This is a genomic window from Halomonas sp. A11-A (assembly GCF_003182195.1).
Lineage (GTDB): Bacteria > Pseudomonadota > Gammaproteobacteria > Pseudomonadales > Halomonadaceae > Halomonas > Halomonas alkalicola.
This window is the reverse complement of sequence record NZ_QGTM01000030.1, coordinates 1-14,918: the sequence shown is the minus strand read 5'-3', so window position 1 is coordinate 14,918 and position 14,918 is coordinate 1. Positions and strand designations below refer to the sequence as shown.

The following is a 14,918-nucleotide window of genomic DNA, read 5'->3' as shown; positions in this document are numbered from 1 at the left end:
ACCGGGAGGCCGTCGCCTGGACGGCCCCACGATCCCGGGGCGCGGATCAGAGTTCCTCGTCGCCGGAATCCAGCGCGGTGAGCTGGGCGCCCAGCTCCTGCTCGACGTCGTAGGCCGACGGCGCCAGCTGGCGCTCGGTGCCTTCACGCCGGCGACGACGCTCCTCGTGGTGGGCGAGGCCGGTACCGGCCGGGATCAGGCGTCCCACCACCACGTTCTCCTTCAGGCCACGCAGGTAGTCGCGCTTGCCGGTCACCGCCGCCTCGGTCAGCACCCGCGTGGTCTCCTGGAAGGAGGCCGCGGAGATGAACGACTCGGTGGCCAGGCTGGCCTTGGTGATACCCAGCAGTACCCGCTGATACTTGGCCGGGAACTTCCCTTCCTTCTCCAGGCGGGCATTCTGCTCCAGCACTCGCACCAGCTCGACCTGGTCGCCGGGGATGAAGTCGGAATCGCCGGAGTCGGTGATCTCCACCTTGCGCAGCATCTGACGCACGATCACTTCGATGTGCTTGTCGTTGATGCCCACGCCCTGGAGGCGGTAGACCTCCTGGATCTCGGCGGTGATGTACTTGGCCAGCTCCGCCACGCCCAGCAGACGCAGGATGTCATGCGGGTTGCTTGGACCGTCGGAGATCACCTCGCCCTTCTCGACGCTCTCGCCCTCGAAAACCGCGATCTGACGCCACTTCGGGATCAGCGTCTCGAAGGGATCGCCGCCACCTTCCGGGGTGATCGTCAGACGACGCTTGCCCTTGGTCTCCTTGCCAAAGCTGACCACACCGCTGATCTCGGCGAGGATGGCCGGCTCCTTCGGCCGGCGCGCCTCGAACAGATCGGCCACGCGGGGCAGACCACCGGTGATGTCCTTGTTACCGGACGCCTCCACCGGGATACGTGCGACGATCTCGCCGACGCCGATCCGGGCGCCGTTGTCGGCGGTGACGATGGCCTTGCCGGGCAGCGGGTACTGCACCGGCGTGTCGGATCCGGAGAGGGTGACCGGCTTGCCGGCGTCGTCACTGAGCAGGATCATCGGGCGCTTGTCGCGGCCGGCCATGGGGCGCGCCGCCGACTCGATCACCTCGATGGAGGAGAGGCCGGTCATCTCGTCCACGCTGCGGTGGATGGTCAGGCCCTCGTCCATGTCGGCGTACTGCACGGTACCCTCGGCCTCGGCGACGATGGGGTGGGTATGCGGATCCCACTTGGCCACTACCTGGCCGGCCTCGACGGGGTCGCCATCCTTGACGGAGAGCTCGGCGCCGTAGGGCAGCTTGTAGTACTCGCGCTCGCGGCCGTGCTCGTCGGCGACGGCCAGGGCGCTGGAGCGGGAGACCACCACCAGCTTGCCGTCGGCACGCTCCACGTACTTGATGTTGTGCAGGCGCACGCGGCCACCGTGCTTGACCTGGACGCTGTCCACCGCGGAGGCACGGGAGGCCGCGCCGCCGATGTGGAAGGTCCGCATGGTCAGCTGGGTGCCCGGCTCACCGATCGACTGGGCGGCAATGACGCCCACCGCCTCGCCGATGTTGACCTGATGGCCGCGCGCCAGGTCGCGACCGTAGCACGAGGAGCAGACGCCATGAGCGGTCTGACAAGTGATGGCGCTGCGCACCACGATCTCGTCGACGCCCATGGTGTCGAGCTCGGCACACCACTTCTCGTCGAGCAGGGTGCCACGCGGAATCAGCACCTCCTCGGTGGCCGGATCGATGACGTCCTTGGCGACCACACGGCCGAGGACCCGCTGGGCCAGGGAGACGATAATGTCGCCGCCCTCGATCACCGGGTGCAGGGTCAGACCCTCCTCGGTGCCACAGTCGACCTCGGTGATCACCATGTCCTGGGCCACGTCCACCAGACGACGGGTCAGGTAACCGGAGTTGGCGGTCTTGAGCGCCGTATCCGCCAGACCCTTACGCGCGCCGTGGGTCGAGATGAAGTACTGCAGTACGTTCAGGCCTTCACGGAAGTTGGCGACGATCGGCGTCTCGATGATGGAGCCGTCCGGCTTGGCCATCAGGCCACGCATGCCCGCCAGCTGGCGGATCTGGGCGGCACTACCCCGCGCGCCCGAGTCGGCCATGATGAAGACGCTGTTGAAGGAGTCCTGCTCGACCTCGTTGCCGTGACGGTCGACCACGGTCTCCTTGGAGATGCCGGCCATCATCGCCTTGGCCACCTTGTCGTTGGCCTTGGACCAGATGTCGATCACCTTGTTGTACTTCTCGCCGGCGGTGACGAGACCGGAGGAGAACTGGTCCTCGATCTCCTTCACCTCCTCCTCGGCGGCCGCGACGATCTCGGCCTTGGCGTCCGGGATGACGAAGTCGTTGACGCCGATGGAGGCGCCAGACCAGGTGGCCAGGCGGAAGCCGGTGTACATCAGCTGGTCGGCAAAGATGACGGTCGGCTTGAGGCCGGCACGACGGTACACCTCGTTGAGCAGCGCCGAGATCGCCTTCTTCTTCATCGGCTGGTCGATCAGCGCGAAGGGCACGCCCTCCGGCAGGATACGGAACAGCAGCGCACGACCCACGGTGGTGTCATACAGGCGGCGATGACGGCTGCGCTCGCCAGTCTCCTCGTCGACGTCCACCTCGTCCAGGCGGACCTTGACGCGGGCATGCAGCGCGACGTTCTGGGTACCGAAGGCGCGCTCCACCTCGTCGAGGTTGGCAAACACCATGCCCTCGCCCTTGGCGTTGATCTTCTCGCGGGTCATGTAATACAGACCCAGCACCACGTCCTGGGACGGCACGATGATCGGCTCGCCGTTGGCCGGCGAAAGCACGTTGTTGGTGGCCATCATCAGCGCACGGGCCTCGAGCTGGGCTTCCAGGGTCAGCGGCACGTGCACCGCCATCTGGTCACCGTCGAAGTCGGCGTTGTAGGCGGCACACACCAGCGGGTGCAGCTGGATCGCCTTGCCCTCGATCAGCAGCGGCTCGAAGGCCTGGATGCCGAGGCGGTGCAGGGTCGGGGCGCGGTTGAGCAGCACCGGGTGCTCGCGGATGACGTCGGCGAGGATGTCCCACACCTCGGGCAGCTCGCGCTCGACCATCTTCTTGGCGGCCTTGATCGTGGACGCATGGCCCAGCGACTGCAGCTTGGAGTAGATGAACGGCTTGAACAGCTCCAGGGCCATCTTCTTGGGCAGACCGCACTGGTGTAGGCGCAGGGTCGGGCCCACGGTGATAACCGAACGGCCGGAGTAGTCGACGCGCTTGCCCAAGAGGTTCTGACGGAAGCGGCCCTGCTTGCCCTTGATCATGTCGGCCAGGGACTTCAGCGGGCGCTTGTTGGAGCCGGTGATGGCGCGGCCGCGGCGGCCGTTGTCCAGCAGGGCGTCCACCGCCTCCTGCAGCATGCGCTTCTCGTTGCGCACGATGATGTCCGGCGCATTGAGATCGAGCAGCCGCTTGAGGCGGTTGTTGCGGTTGATCACACGACGGTAGAGGTCGTTGAGGTCGGAGGTCGCGAAGCGGCCACCATCCAGCGGCACCAGCGGACGCAGGTCTGGCGGCAGCACCGGCAGTACCTCCATGACCATCCATGCCGGCGCATTGCCGGAGTTGTAGAAGGCCTCGAGCAGCTTGAGCCGCTTGGAGAGCTTCTTGATCTTGGTCTCGGAGTTGGTCTGGGGGATCTCCTCGCGCAGGCGATCGATCTCCTCGGCCAGGTCGATATCCTTGAGCAGCGCCTGGATCGCCTCGGCACCCATGCGGGCGTCGAAGTCGTCGCCGAACTCCTCGAGGGCCTCGAAGTACTGCTCGTCGTTGAGCAGCTGGCCGCGCTCGAGGGTGGTCATGCCCGGATCGATCACCACGAAGCTCTCGAAGTAGAGCACGCGCTCGATGTCACGCAGGGTCATGTCCAGAAACATGCCGATGCGCGACGGCAGCGACTTCAGGAACCAGATGTGCGCGACGGGACTGGCCAGCTCGATGTGGCCCATGCGCTCGCGGCGCACGGCGGCCTTGGTGACCTCCACGCCGCACTTCTCGCAGATGATGCCGCGATGCTTCATGCGCTTGTACTTGCCGCACAGACACTCGTAGTCCTTCACCGGGCCAAAGATCTTGGCGCAGAACAGGCCATCACGCTCCGGCTTGAAGGTCCGGTAGTTGATGGTCTCCGGCTTCTTCACCTCGCCGTAGGACCAGGAGCGGATCATGTCCGGAGACGCCAGGGTAATCTTGATCGCGTCGAACTCGTCGGACTGAGACTGCGATTTGAGGACTTTCACCAAATCTTTCATGGGGTCGGCTCCGCTGCGGAGTTGTCATGGGCGGGGGCGGCTTGCGCCCCCGCGGACCGTCATTCTGTGAAGCGTCGGCCGCCTCAGCTCTCGAGCTCGATGTCGATGCCCAGCGAGCGGATCTCCTTCACCAGCACGTTGAAGGATTCCGGCATGCCCGCCTGCATGGTGTGGTCGCCATCCACGATGTTCTTGTACATCTTGGTGCGCCCCTCCACGTCGTCGGACTTGACGGTGAGCATCTCCTGGAGGGTGTAGGCGGCGCCGTACGCCTCCAGGGCCCACACCTCCATCTCACCGAAGCGCTGACCACCGAACTGCGCCTTGCCGCCCAGCGGCTGCTGGGTGACCAGGGAGTAGGAGCCGGTGGAACGGGCGTGCATCTTGTCGTCCACCAGGTGGTTGAGCTTGAGCATGTACATGTAGCCGACGGTCACCGGACGGTCGAAGGCGTCGCCGGTACGGCCGTCATAGAGCGTCATCTGGCCGGAGTCCGGCAGGTCGGCCAGACGCAGCAGGTGCTTGATCTCGTGCTCGTCGGCACCGTCGAACACCGGCGTGGACATCGGCACCCCCGCCTTGAGGTTCTTCGCCAGGGCGATCACCTCGTCGTCGCTCAGGGTCTCGAGCTCCTCGACCCGGGTACCCGGGGTGGAGTTGTAGACCTGGTCCAGGAACTCGCGGATCTCGGCCACCTGCTGTTCACGAGCGTCGCGCAGCAGGGCCTCGATCTTGCGACCCAGCCCCCAGGCGGCGAGGCCCAGGTGGGTCTCGAGGATCTGACCGACGTTCATGCGCGACGGCACGCCCAGCGGGTTCAGGACCACGTCCACCGGCTCGCCGTTGTCGTCGAAGGGCATGTCCTCAATGGGCATGATCGCCGAGATGACACCCTTGTTACCGTGACGGCCGGCCATCTTGTCGCCCGGCTGCAGGCGGCGCTTCACCGCCATGTAGACCTTGACGATCTTGAGCACGCCCGGCGCCAGGTCGTCGCCCTGGGTCAGCTTGCGCTTCTTGTCCTCGAAGCGCTCGTCCATCTCGCGGCGGCGATTCTCGAGCTGCTCGTCGGCCTGGGCCAGCAGCTCGTTGAGCGCCTCGTCCTGCAGGCGCAGCTTGAACCACTGCTGACGCGGCAGCTCGTCGAGGTAGCTGTCGGTGAGGACGTCGCCCTTCTTCAGCTTCGGCCCACCGTTGACGGCCTGGCCGGAGAGGGCGCGCTTGAGGCGCTCGAAGGTGGCGTCCTCGGCGATGCGGTAGGTCTCCTGGAGGTCCTTGCGCACCTCGTCGAGCTGCATCTGCTCGATGGCCAGCGCCCGGGAGTCCTTCTCCACGCCGTCGCGGGTGAAGACCTGAACGTCGATGACGGTGCCCTTCATGCCGGTGGGGGCACGCAGGGAGGTGTCCTTCACGTCGGACGCCTTCTCGCCGAAGATCGCGCGCAGCAGCTTCTCCTCCGGCGTCAGCTGGGTCTCGCCCTTGGGCGTGACCTTGCCGACCAGGATGTCGCCCGGCCCCACTTCGGCGCCGATGTAGACCACGCCCGCCTCGTCCAGCTTGGAGAGTGCCGACTCGCCCACGTTGGGGATATCGGAGGTGATCTCCTCCGGCCCCAGCTTGGTATCGCGGGAGACGCAGGTCAGCTCCTGGATGTGGATGGTGGTGAAGCGGTCCTCCTGGACCACCCGCTCGGAGAGCAGGATGGAGTCCTCGAAGTTGTAGCCGTTCCAGGGCATGAAGGCGATGCGCATGTTCTGGCCCAGGGCGAGGTCGCCCATGTCCACGGAGGGACCGTCGGCCAGGATGTCACCGCGCGCCACCTGGTCACCGGGGCGCACGATGGGGCGCTGGTTCTGGCAGGTGTTCTGGTTCGAGCGCACATACTTGGTGAGGTTGTAGATATCAACGCCGGCCTCGCCGCCGATGATCTCGTCCTCGCTGACCCGGACCACGATGCGCTTGGCATCGACAGAGTCGATCACGCCGCCGCGGCGCGCCACGGCGCAGACGCCGGAGTCACGGGCCACGAAGCGCTCCATGCCGGTACCGACCAACGGCTTGTCGGCACGCAGGGTGGGCACCGCCTGACGCTGCATGTTGGCCCCCATCAGGGCGCGGTTGGCGTCATCGTGCTCGAGGAACGGAATCAGCGCCGCGGCCACGGAGACCACCTGGCGCGGGGAGACGTCCATCAGCGTCACTTGCTCGGGACGCATGAAGGTGGTCTCGCCCTTGTGGCGCACCTGCACCAGGTCATCCACCAGCTTGCCGGTCTCGTCCACGGTCGCCGAGGCCTGGGCGATGACGAAGTCGCCCTCCTCGATGGCGGAGAGGTGCACCACCTCGTCGGTCACCTGGCTCTCCACCACCTTGCGGTAGGGGGTCTCGAGAAAACCGTAGCTGTTGGTGTGGCTGTAGGTGGCCAGGGAGTTGATCAGGCCGATGTTGGGTCCTTCCGGCGTCTCGATCGGGCACAGGCGACCGTAGTGGGTCGCGTGAACGTCGCGCACCTCGAAGCCGGCCCGCTCGCGGGTCAAGCCGCCCGGGCCGAGCGCGGAGACGCGGCGCTTGTGGGTGACCTCGGAGAGCGGGTTGTTCTGGTCCATGAACTGGGAGAGCTGGCTGGAACCGAAGAACTCCTTGACCGCTGCGGCGACGGGCTTGGCGTTGATCAGGTCCTGGGGCATCAGGCCCTCGCTCTCGGCCATGGAGAGACGCTCCTTGACCGCGCGCTCGACGCGCACCAGGCCCACACGGAACTGGTTCTCGGCCATCTCGCCCACGCAGCGGATACGGCGGTTGCCCAGGTGGTCGATGTCGTCCACTTCGCCGAAGCCGTTGCGGATGTGGATCAGCTCCTTGAGCACGTCAAGGATGTCGCGACGATCCAGCACGCCGGAGCCGGTGTCGCTCTCGCGACGCAGGCGGCGGTTGAACTTCATGCGACCGACCGCGGAGAGGTCGTAGCGGTCCGCGGTGAAGAAGAGGTTGTGGAACAGGGTCTCGGCGGACTCCTTGGTGGGCGGCTCACCCGGACGCATCATGCGGTAGATCTCGACCAGCGCCTCGAGCTGGGACCCGGTGGTGTCCAGCCTGAGGGTGTCGGAGATGAAGGGACCGCAGTCGAGATCGTTGGTGTAGAGGGTCTCGAGACGGGTGATGCCCGCCTGGCCCAGCTTCTCGAGCAGCTCCGGGGTGATCTCGGTGTTGCAGGGGCAGATCAGCTCGCCGGTGTTGGGGTCGACCTGGTCCTTGGCCAGCGTCTTGCCGAAGAGGTACTCCATCGGCACCTCGAGACGCTCGAGGCCGGCCTTCTCCAGCTGGCGGATATGCTTCTGGGTGATACGACGGCCTTCCTCGACGATCACGTTGCCATCGGAATCCTTGATGTCGAAGGTGGCGGTCTCACCGCGCAGGCGCGACGGCACCAGCTCCACGGAGAAGCCGGATTTCTCGACGTGGAAGACGCTGGTCTCGAAGAACTCCTCGAGGATCTCCTCGGCGCTCATGCCGAGCGCACGCAGCAGCACCGTGGCCGGCAGCTTGCGGCGACGGTCGATGCGCACGAAGACGTTGTCCTTGGGGTCGAACTCGAAGTCGAGCCAGGAGCCGCGGTAGGGGATCACCCGCGCGGAGTAGAGCAGCTTGCCGGAAGAGTGGCTCTTGCCCTTGTCATGGTCGAAGAACACGCCGGGGGAGCGGTGCAGCTGGGAGACGATGACCCGCTCGGTACCGTTGACGACAAAGGTACCGTTCTCGGTCATCAGGGGGATCTCCCCCATGTAGACTTCCTGCTCCTTGATGTCCTTGATCGCCTTGTTGGACGAATCCTTGTCGTAGATGATCAGGCGGACCTTGACGCGCAGGGGAGCCGAGTAAGTGACGCCGCGCAGCTGGCACTCCTTGACGTCGAAGGCCGGGGTGCCGAAGCGGTAGCTGACGTACTCCAGGGCGGCATTGCCGGAGAAGCTCTCGATCGGGAAGACGGACTTGAAGGCGGCATGCAGGCCGACTTCCATCCGCTCTTCGGGCGAACGGTCCTGCTGGAGGAAGTCGTAGTAGGAATCAAGCTGGATCGCCAGCAGGTAGGGCACATCCATCACTTGGGGCAGTTTGCCGAAATCCTTGCGGATGCGTTTTTTCTCAGTGTATGAGTAAGCCATCTGTATTCCCCAGCTTGTTCACCATGGGTGACCGATGCGTGGTCGGCGCCACCCGACGGACGCGACGCCGTCAGGCGATGAAGGCAAGCGCCTGGCATGGGCGCTCGCCTTCGGAATTCGGCTGGCGGTTCTGCCCTGTCGGCAGAGGCCAGTGACAACAGAAAAAGGCCGGCAGCGGGTGTCCCGCCACCAGCCATGGAAGCTTACGCAGCGCGTGAAGCCATGGAAATCAAGAGGTTACTTGAGTTCCACGCCTGCGCCGGCTTCTTCCAGCTTGGCCTTGGCCGCTTCTGCGTCTTCCTTGGACATGCCTTCCTTGATGGTCGCCGGCGCGCCGTCGACGGCAGCCTTAGCTTCCTTCAGACCCAGGCCGGTGATCTCGCGAACGACCTTGATCACGTTAACCTTCTTCTCGCCGGCGCTGGTCAGCACCAGGTCGAACTCGGTCTGCTCTTCGGCAGCGGCTTCACCGCCGGCAGCCGGGCCTGCCATCACGGCGGCAGCGGCGGACACGCCGAACTTCTCTTCCATCGCTTCGATCAGCTCGACCACTTCCATCACGGACATGTCGGCGACGGCGTTGATGATGTCTTCTTTGGTCAGTGCCATTGTCACGTTTCCTAACTTTGCGGGAGTCGCGGTGACCCGACGACTCGGGATTCAATATACGATTCAGGCGGCCAGCAGGAGTTCGCCAATCCGACGGCCTGTGATCAGGCGGCTTGTTCCTGCTTCTGGTCGCGCAGGGCGGCCAGGGTACGGACCAGCTTGCCGGCAGACGCTTCCTTCATGACGGACATCAGCTTGGCGATGGCCTCGTCGTAGGTCGGCAGGGTCGCCAGGCGGTCGATATCAGCAGCCGGGATCAGCTCGCCTTCGTAGGCCAGCGCCTTGACTTCGAAGTCCTTCTCTGACTTGGCGAACTCCTTGAACAGACGGGCGGCGGCGCCCGGGTGCTCGGTGGAGAAGGCCAGCAGGGTCGGGCCAACGAAGCTCTCGTTCAGACACTCCCACTGAGTGCCTTCGAGGGCGCGGCGTGCCAGGGTGTTGCGAACAACACGCAGCTGGACGCCATTCTCGCGGGCCTGCTTGCGCAGATCGGTCATCTTCTCGACCGTGACGCCACGAGAATCGGCAACTACGACGGAGAGCGCACCCTTGGCCGCTTCACTGACCTCGGCAACAATTGCCTTCTTGCCTTCGAGTGCTAGTGGCACAGTGATCACTCCTTCGTGCCGGAACCTCGCGATGAGGACTCCGGTGGTTACCATCTCCCCCACTGCTTGCCCGGAGGCACCTGGCGGGGGTCCTGGGTGATGGTGCTCACCAGACACCTGGCGGCCACACCATCTGCGCAGGCCATCCCGGAGGGATGATTAAGCCGCCCTTCACGGGGAAGGGCGGCACCTGCGGTCTTTGACGGTGCCCCGCCGGCGAATATCGACTACGCTCGGGGACCGCAAAGTTCTTGCAATCGTTCGATCCGCTGCCCGGTCAGACCAGGGCAGAGTGGTCCAGAGTCAAGCCCGGGCCCATGGTGCTGGACAGGGTGATCTTCTTGAAGTAGACGCCCTTGGAGGAGCTCGGCTTGAGCTTCTTCAGGTCGGCGATCAGCGCTTCCAGGTTGCCCTGGATGGCAGCGGCGTCGAAATCGACCTTGCCAAGGGTGGTGTGGATGATGCCGTTCTTGTCGGTACGGAAACGCACCTGACCGGCCTTGGCGTTCTTGACCGCAGTGGCCACGTCCGGGGTCACGGTGCCGACCTTGGGGTTCGGCATCAGGCCGCGCGGACCGAGGATCTGGCCCAGCTGGCCGACAACACGCATGGCGTCCGGGGAGGCGATGACCACGTCGAAGTCGAGCTGGCCCTTCTTGACCTGCTCGGCCAGGTCGTCCATGCCGACGATGTCGGCACCGGCTTCCTTGGCGGCATCAGCATTGGCGCCCTGGGTAAAGACGGCAACGCGCACGTTCTTGCCGGTACCATTGGGCATCACGGTTGCACCGCGAACCACCTGGTCGGATTTACGCGGATCGACGCCCAAGTTGATGGCAACGTCCAGCGACTCCTTGAACTTGACGGTGGAGAGCTCGGCGAGCAGTGCCACGGCTTCTTCCAGGGAGTAGGCCTTGGTCGGATCGACCTTCTCGCGAATCAGTTTTGCACGCTTGGTCAGCTTGGCCATGATCAGAGCCCCTCCACGTTCAGGCCCATGCTGCGGGCGCTACCGGCAATAGTACGCACAGCGGCGTCGAGATCGGCAGCCGTCAGATCCGGCTCCTTGGTCTTGGCGATCTCCTCGAGCTGCTCGCGGGTCACGGTGCCGACCTTCTTCTTGTTCGGCTCACCGGAACCGGACTTGATGCCAGCGGCCTTCTTAAGCAGGACCGCGGCGGGCGGGGTCTTGGTGATGAAGGTGAAGCTGCGGTCGGAATAGACGGTAATCACCACGGGAGTGGGCAGACCCGGCTCGATCTCCTGGGTCGCGGCGTTGAACGCCTTGCAGAACTCCATGATGTTCACGCCGTGCTGACCCAGAGCGGGACCGACGGGGGGACTCGGATTGGCTTTGCCAGCTGCCACCTGCAGCTTGATGTAAGCCTGTACTTTCTTGGCCATGTGTAGACTCCAGTTGGGTAGTAGCGCCTTGCGGCTCCCCGGTGATGCGGCTACCTCGGCGGCCGCCTTGCTTGTGTAAGGCCGAGCGGATTACTCCTTCTCGACCTGAGAGAATTCCAGTTCGACGGGAGTCGAGCGGCCGAAGATCAGCACGCTGACCTGGACGCGACTCTTGTCGTAGTTGACCTCTTCGACGACGCCGTTGAAGTCGGCGAAGGGACCGTCGATGACGCGCACGGACTGGCCCGGTTCAAACAACGTCTTGGGGCGCGGCTTGTCGGTGCCGTCCTGGACACGACGAAGGATGGCATCGGCCTCCTTCTGGGTAATCGGCGCCGGCTTCTCCTTGGTACCACCGATGAACCCCATGACGCGCGGCGTCTCGTTGACCAGGTGCCAGGTCTCGTCATCCATCTCCATCTCGACCAGCACGTAGCCGGGATAGAACTTGCGCTCGCTCTTGCGACGCTTGCCATCACGCATCTCGACGACTTCTTCGGTCGGCACCAGGATCTCGCCGAAGCGATCCTCCATGCCGTACATCTTCACGCGCTCCTTGAGGGAGCGCATGACATGCTTCTCGAAGCCGGAGTAGGCGTGAACGACGTACCAACGCTTGGACATGGAGACTCCTAACCAATGACGCCGGACATCGCCCAGCCAAGAAGAGTGTCGATCAACCACAGCATCAGGCCGACCACCAGCACAGCCACCAGCACGATGGCGGTGGTCTGCACGGTCTCGGGACGCGTCGGCCAGACCACGCGCTGGATCTCTTTCTTGGCGGCGCGGGCCAGTTCCGCGAGCTCGCGGCCGCGGGCGGTGGTCAGGGCCACCACGCCAGCCAGCGCACAGAGCGCGACGACACCCAGCACGCGGTAGAGCAGGGCCTGATCGGCGAAATAGGTGTTACCGACCACGGCCAGAACCAGCAGAGTGACGACAGCCGCCCACTTGAGTCCGTCGTGGCGCGACTCCTGCACCTCGGCGCTATGCTTCATAAAAAGAGACTCCTCAGGGTGCGGCAATCGAAACATGAAATCTTTCGGGGACTCGCCAGCCTGGGGAAGGCTGGCAGGCCAGGAGGGAATCGAACCCCCAACCTGCGGTTTTGGAGACCGCTGCTCTGCCAATTGAGCTACTGGCCTGTATCTGCCTCTCGACTACCCTTTGCAGGCAGCCCGACACAACGGGCGCCATAGTAGCGGATAGGCACCCGCCTGGCAACCCCTTCCGCCGGAGGGGGCGGAGAGAGAAAAGGCGAGCCGCAGCTCGCCTTTCCAATGTGGAGCTCATGGACGGATTTGAACCGTCGACCTCACCCTTACCAAGGGTGTGCTCTACCCCTGAGCTACATGAGCAAAACCTTTGCATCCTAGGATGCTGGAGCGGGCAGCGGGAATCGAACCCGCACCATCAGCTTGGAAGGCTGAGGTTCTACCATTGAACTATGCCCGCCTACCCACTCTTGCTGCCTGAACACCTCAAGGGGCGCCTGGCGAAAATCTGGTGGAGGGGGAAGGATTCGAACCTTCGAAGCTTTCGCGGCAGATTTACAGTCTGCTCCCTTTGGCCACTCGGGAACCCCTCCAGCTGGCGGCACATGTTACCACCCTTTCCCTCGGTGTCAAGATGCTGTTTTATCAGCCTTCCCGACCGAAAACCTGTCGCCCTGCCGGCGCCGGCTTCCCCTTGGAACGCGGCGCATTGTGTCAAAGCAGCATGGAGAATGCAAGCCCTGCACGAATCTTTTCCAGCGCCACCGGCGCCGGCACCCTGGGCGCCCCGGACATCCGGCCGGCGCGCTCGGCGGCCGTCAGCGGGAAGCAGGCCTCCAGCCCGCCGTAGACCATGTCCGGCCACACCGCATGGGGCACCTGGAGGCCTCTGGCGACCACCCGGGCATCCCCGCCGGTGAGCAGCAGCGGTAGCGCCACCCCCTCCATGTCGCACACCTCGGCGTAGACGCGATTGATGGCGCTCACCGCCGCCATGTAGATGCCGTGGTTGACCGCCTCCACCGTTCGCCTGCCGGGCACCAGCAGCTCCTCGGCCTCGCTGTCGGGGTCAATCGCCACGTTGCGGGTGCCGAGCTTGAGGCTCTCCTTCATCAGCCGCAGCCCAGGCAGGATATACCCTCCCAAGTGGCGCCCACCCGGCAGCACGAAGTCGATGGTGATGGCGCTGCCGCAGTCCACGGCACAGCAGCCGCCCGCCAGCTGGTAGCCCGCCAGCACCCCGAGCCAGCGGTCGACACCCAGCCGCTCGGGCTCCTCGTAGCCGTTGGTCACCCCGAGCGCCTCCGGGGTCGAGCGCGCCACGTGAACGTGCCCCACCTGGCGATGGAGCAAGGCCACGGTCTCCTCCAGCACGGCGCGTCGCGCCACGCTGGAGATGCGCACCGCCTCCACGATGTCCAGGTCGGGGATATCGGCACCCGGGCGCCACTCCTCCCGGGTCCATACCGCGCCCCGGGAACGAATCTCGCTGCTGTCGACATCCTTCAGCCGCCACTTGGAGAGGGTGTTGCCGATATCGAGGTCGAGGATCATGGCCGCGCTCGCACGCTGATCTCGCCGCCAACCAGCCGCTCGATCCGACCCTCCCGGCGCACCAGCAGGTTGCCCGAGCCATCCACGCCTTCAGCCACCGCCACCTCACGGCGCTCGCCGCGCAGGATATCCACCTCATGCTCCGCGAAAGCGTGACGCTCGTTCCAGGCCGCCTGCCAGGCGGGAAAACCCTGCGCCTCGAAGCCGGCCATCAGCGACAGCAGCGCCTCGATCAGCTCCACGGCGAGCTCATTGCGCGACACGCCGGGCGCCTGGTCATGCACGGCGGCGGCAGGCTGATCCAGCCCCGCGCGAAACGCCGCGGGCAGGCCGACATTGACCCCCATCCCGATCACTACCTCGCAGGGGCCTGCGGTATCCCCCATCACCTCGACCAGGATGCCGGCCAGCTTGCCGAATCCACCGCCCGGCTGCTCCAGCAGGACATCGTTGGGCCACTTGAGGCGAGGCGCCACCCCGTGGCGCTCCAGCACCTGAGCCAGCACCACGCCTACCGCCAGGCTGAGCCCCTCCAGCGCCGTCACACCGGAGTCGACCCGCCAGCCCAGTGACAGCATCAGGCTCTGCCCCCAAGGGGTGTTCCAGGGACGCCCCCGCCGGCCGCGCCCTGCGCTCTGCTGCTCCACCAGGCAGACCTCGCCATGGCCGGCGCCCTGGTCGAAGCGCTCGCGCAGGAAGGCATTGCTCGACGGCAGGGTCTCCTCGACGAACAGCCGCGTCAGCAGTCCGCGCGACTCCCGCGACAGACCGGCGACGATGCGCGCCCCGTCGAGGAGCTCGAGCGCCTCGGCAAGCCGGTAGCCCTGCCCCTTCACCGCCTCCATGGCGATCCCCAGCGCCTCCAGCTTGCGCAGCTGCTTCCACACGGCCGCCCGCGACACGCCGAGCCGCTCACCGAGCTGCTCGCCGGAGTGGAACTCGCCATCGCCGAGCAGACGAATCAGGTCTCCGATGGTCATTCGCAACCCTCAGACGGGAAAGGGCACCATTCTAGCGGATGCGAGGCGCCCCCGGAAACGTCGGAGATACAAACCTCCGCCCACCGACGATCCCAGCGTCCAAACGCGAAAAGCCCCGACCATCTTACGATGATCGGGGCTTTTCTCTATCAGTGCCTGACGATGATCCAGCCGGGCTCCGGGGGGGGGGAGATCCCCAGAACGACGAAACCCCAGCCATTGGCTGGGGTTTCTGAAAAGGTGCCTGACGATGACCTACTCTCACATGGGGAGACCCCACACTACCATCGGCGCTGAGCGGTTTCACTGCTGAGTTCGGCATGGGTTCAGGTGGT

10 protein-coding genes, 4 tRNA genes and 1 rRNA gene are annotated in these 14,918 nt (G+C 65.2%); all 15 read right to left on the bottom strand.

Annotation, left to right across the window (positions count from 1 at the left end):
- Positions 1-46 precede the first annotated feature (46 nt).
- A complete protein-coding gene (gene rpoC, locus DER72_RS14395; protein ID WP_110070663.1) occupies positions 47-4,267 on the bottom strand; it encodes a DNA-directed RNA polymerase subunit beta' in 4,221 nt (1,406 codons plus the stop codon).
- Between the two features lie 83 nt (positions 4,268-4,350).
- On the bottom strand, positions 4,351-8,430 hold the full coding sequence (gene rpoB, locus DER72_RS14390) for a DNA-directed RNA polymerase subunit beta (RefSeq protein ID WP_110070662.1): 4,080 nt from the start codon (positions 8,428-8,430) through the stop codon (positions 4,351-4,353).
- Between the two features lie 237 nt (positions 8,431-8,667).
- Positions 8,668-9,039 carry a 50S ribosomal protein L7/L12 gene (gene rplL, locus DER72_RS14385; RefSeq protein ID WP_110070661.1) on the bottom strand — a complete coding sequence of 124 codons (372 nt, stop codon included), beginning with the start codon at positions 9,037-9,039 and terminating at the stop codon, positions 8,668-8,670.
- 104 nt (positions 9,040-9,143) lie between these two features.
- Complete coding sequence (rplJ, locus tag DER72_RS14380; protein WP_110070660.1) at positions 9,144-9,647, bottom strand: 50S ribosomal protein L10; 504 nt, start codon at positions 9,645-9,647, stop codon at positions 9,144-9,146.
- Positions 9,648-9,924: 277 nt separating this feature from the next.
- A complete protein-coding gene (gene rplA, locus DER72_RS14375) occupies positions 9,925-10,617 on the bottom strand; it encodes a 50S ribosomal protein L1 (RefSeq protein ID WP_110070659.1) in 693 nt (230 codons plus the stop codon).
- A 2-nt stretch (positions 10,618-10,619) separates the two neighbouring features.
- On the bottom strand, positions 10,620-11,051 hold the full coding sequence (gene rplK / locus DER72_RS14370) for a 50S ribosomal protein L11 (RefSeq protein WP_043514686.1): 432 nt from the start codon (positions 11,049-11,051) through the stop codon (positions 10,620-10,622).
- A gap of 90 nt (positions 11,052-11,141) precedes the next feature.
- Complete coding sequence (gene nusG, locus DER72_RS14365) at positions 11,142-11,675, bottom strand: transcription termination/antitermination protein NusG (protein ID WP_110070658.1); 534 nt, start codon at positions 11,673-11,675, stop codon at positions 11,142-11,144.
- Positions 11,676-11,683: 8 nt separating this feature from the next.
- The gene (secE, locus tag DER72_RS14360; RefSeq protein ID WP_162899963.1) at positions 11,684-12,052 is read right to left on the bottom strand and encodes a preprotein translocase subunit SecE; all 369 of its coding nucleotides are present in this window, start codon (positions 12,050-12,052) and stop codon (positions 11,684-11,686) included.
- 71 nt (positions 12,053-12,123) lie between these two features.
- Positions 12,124-12,199: transfer RNA gene (locus DER72_RS14355), tRNA-Trp, on the bottom strand.
- A 138-nt stretch (positions 12,200-12,337) separates the two neighbouring features.
- Positions 12,338-12,412, bottom strand: a tRNA-Thr gene (locus DER72_RS14350).
- A 23-nt stretch (positions 12,413-12,435) separates the two neighbouring features.
- Positions 12,436-12,509 (bottom strand) — tRNA-Gly (locus DER72_RS14345).
- 49 nt (positions 12,510-12,558) lie between these two features.
- Positions 12,559-12,642: transfer RNA gene (locus DER72_RS14340), tRNA-Tyr, on the bottom strand.
- A 121-nt stretch (positions 12,643-12,763) separates the two neighbouring features.
- The gene (locus DER72_RS14335; protein WP_110070656.1) at positions 12,764-13,603 is read right to left on the bottom strand and encodes a type III pantothenate kinase; all 840 of its coding nucleotides are present in this window, start codon (positions 13,601-13,603) and stop codon (positions 12,764-12,766) included.
- Positions 13,600-14,583 carry a biotin--[acetyl-CoA-carboxylase] ligase gene (locus DER72_RS14330; protein ID WP_110070655.1) on the bottom strand — a complete coding sequence of 328 codons (984 nt, stop codon included), beginning with the start codon at positions 14,581-14,583 and terminating at the stop codon, positions 13,600-13,602. Before DER72_RS14330 ends, DER72_RS14335 begins: the two co-directional genes overlap by 4 nt.
- 242 nt (positions 14,584-14,825) lie before the next feature.
- Positions 14,826-14,918: ribosomal RNA gene (gene rrf / locus DER72_RS14325) — 5S ribosomal RNA — on the bottom strand; the annotation flags it as partial.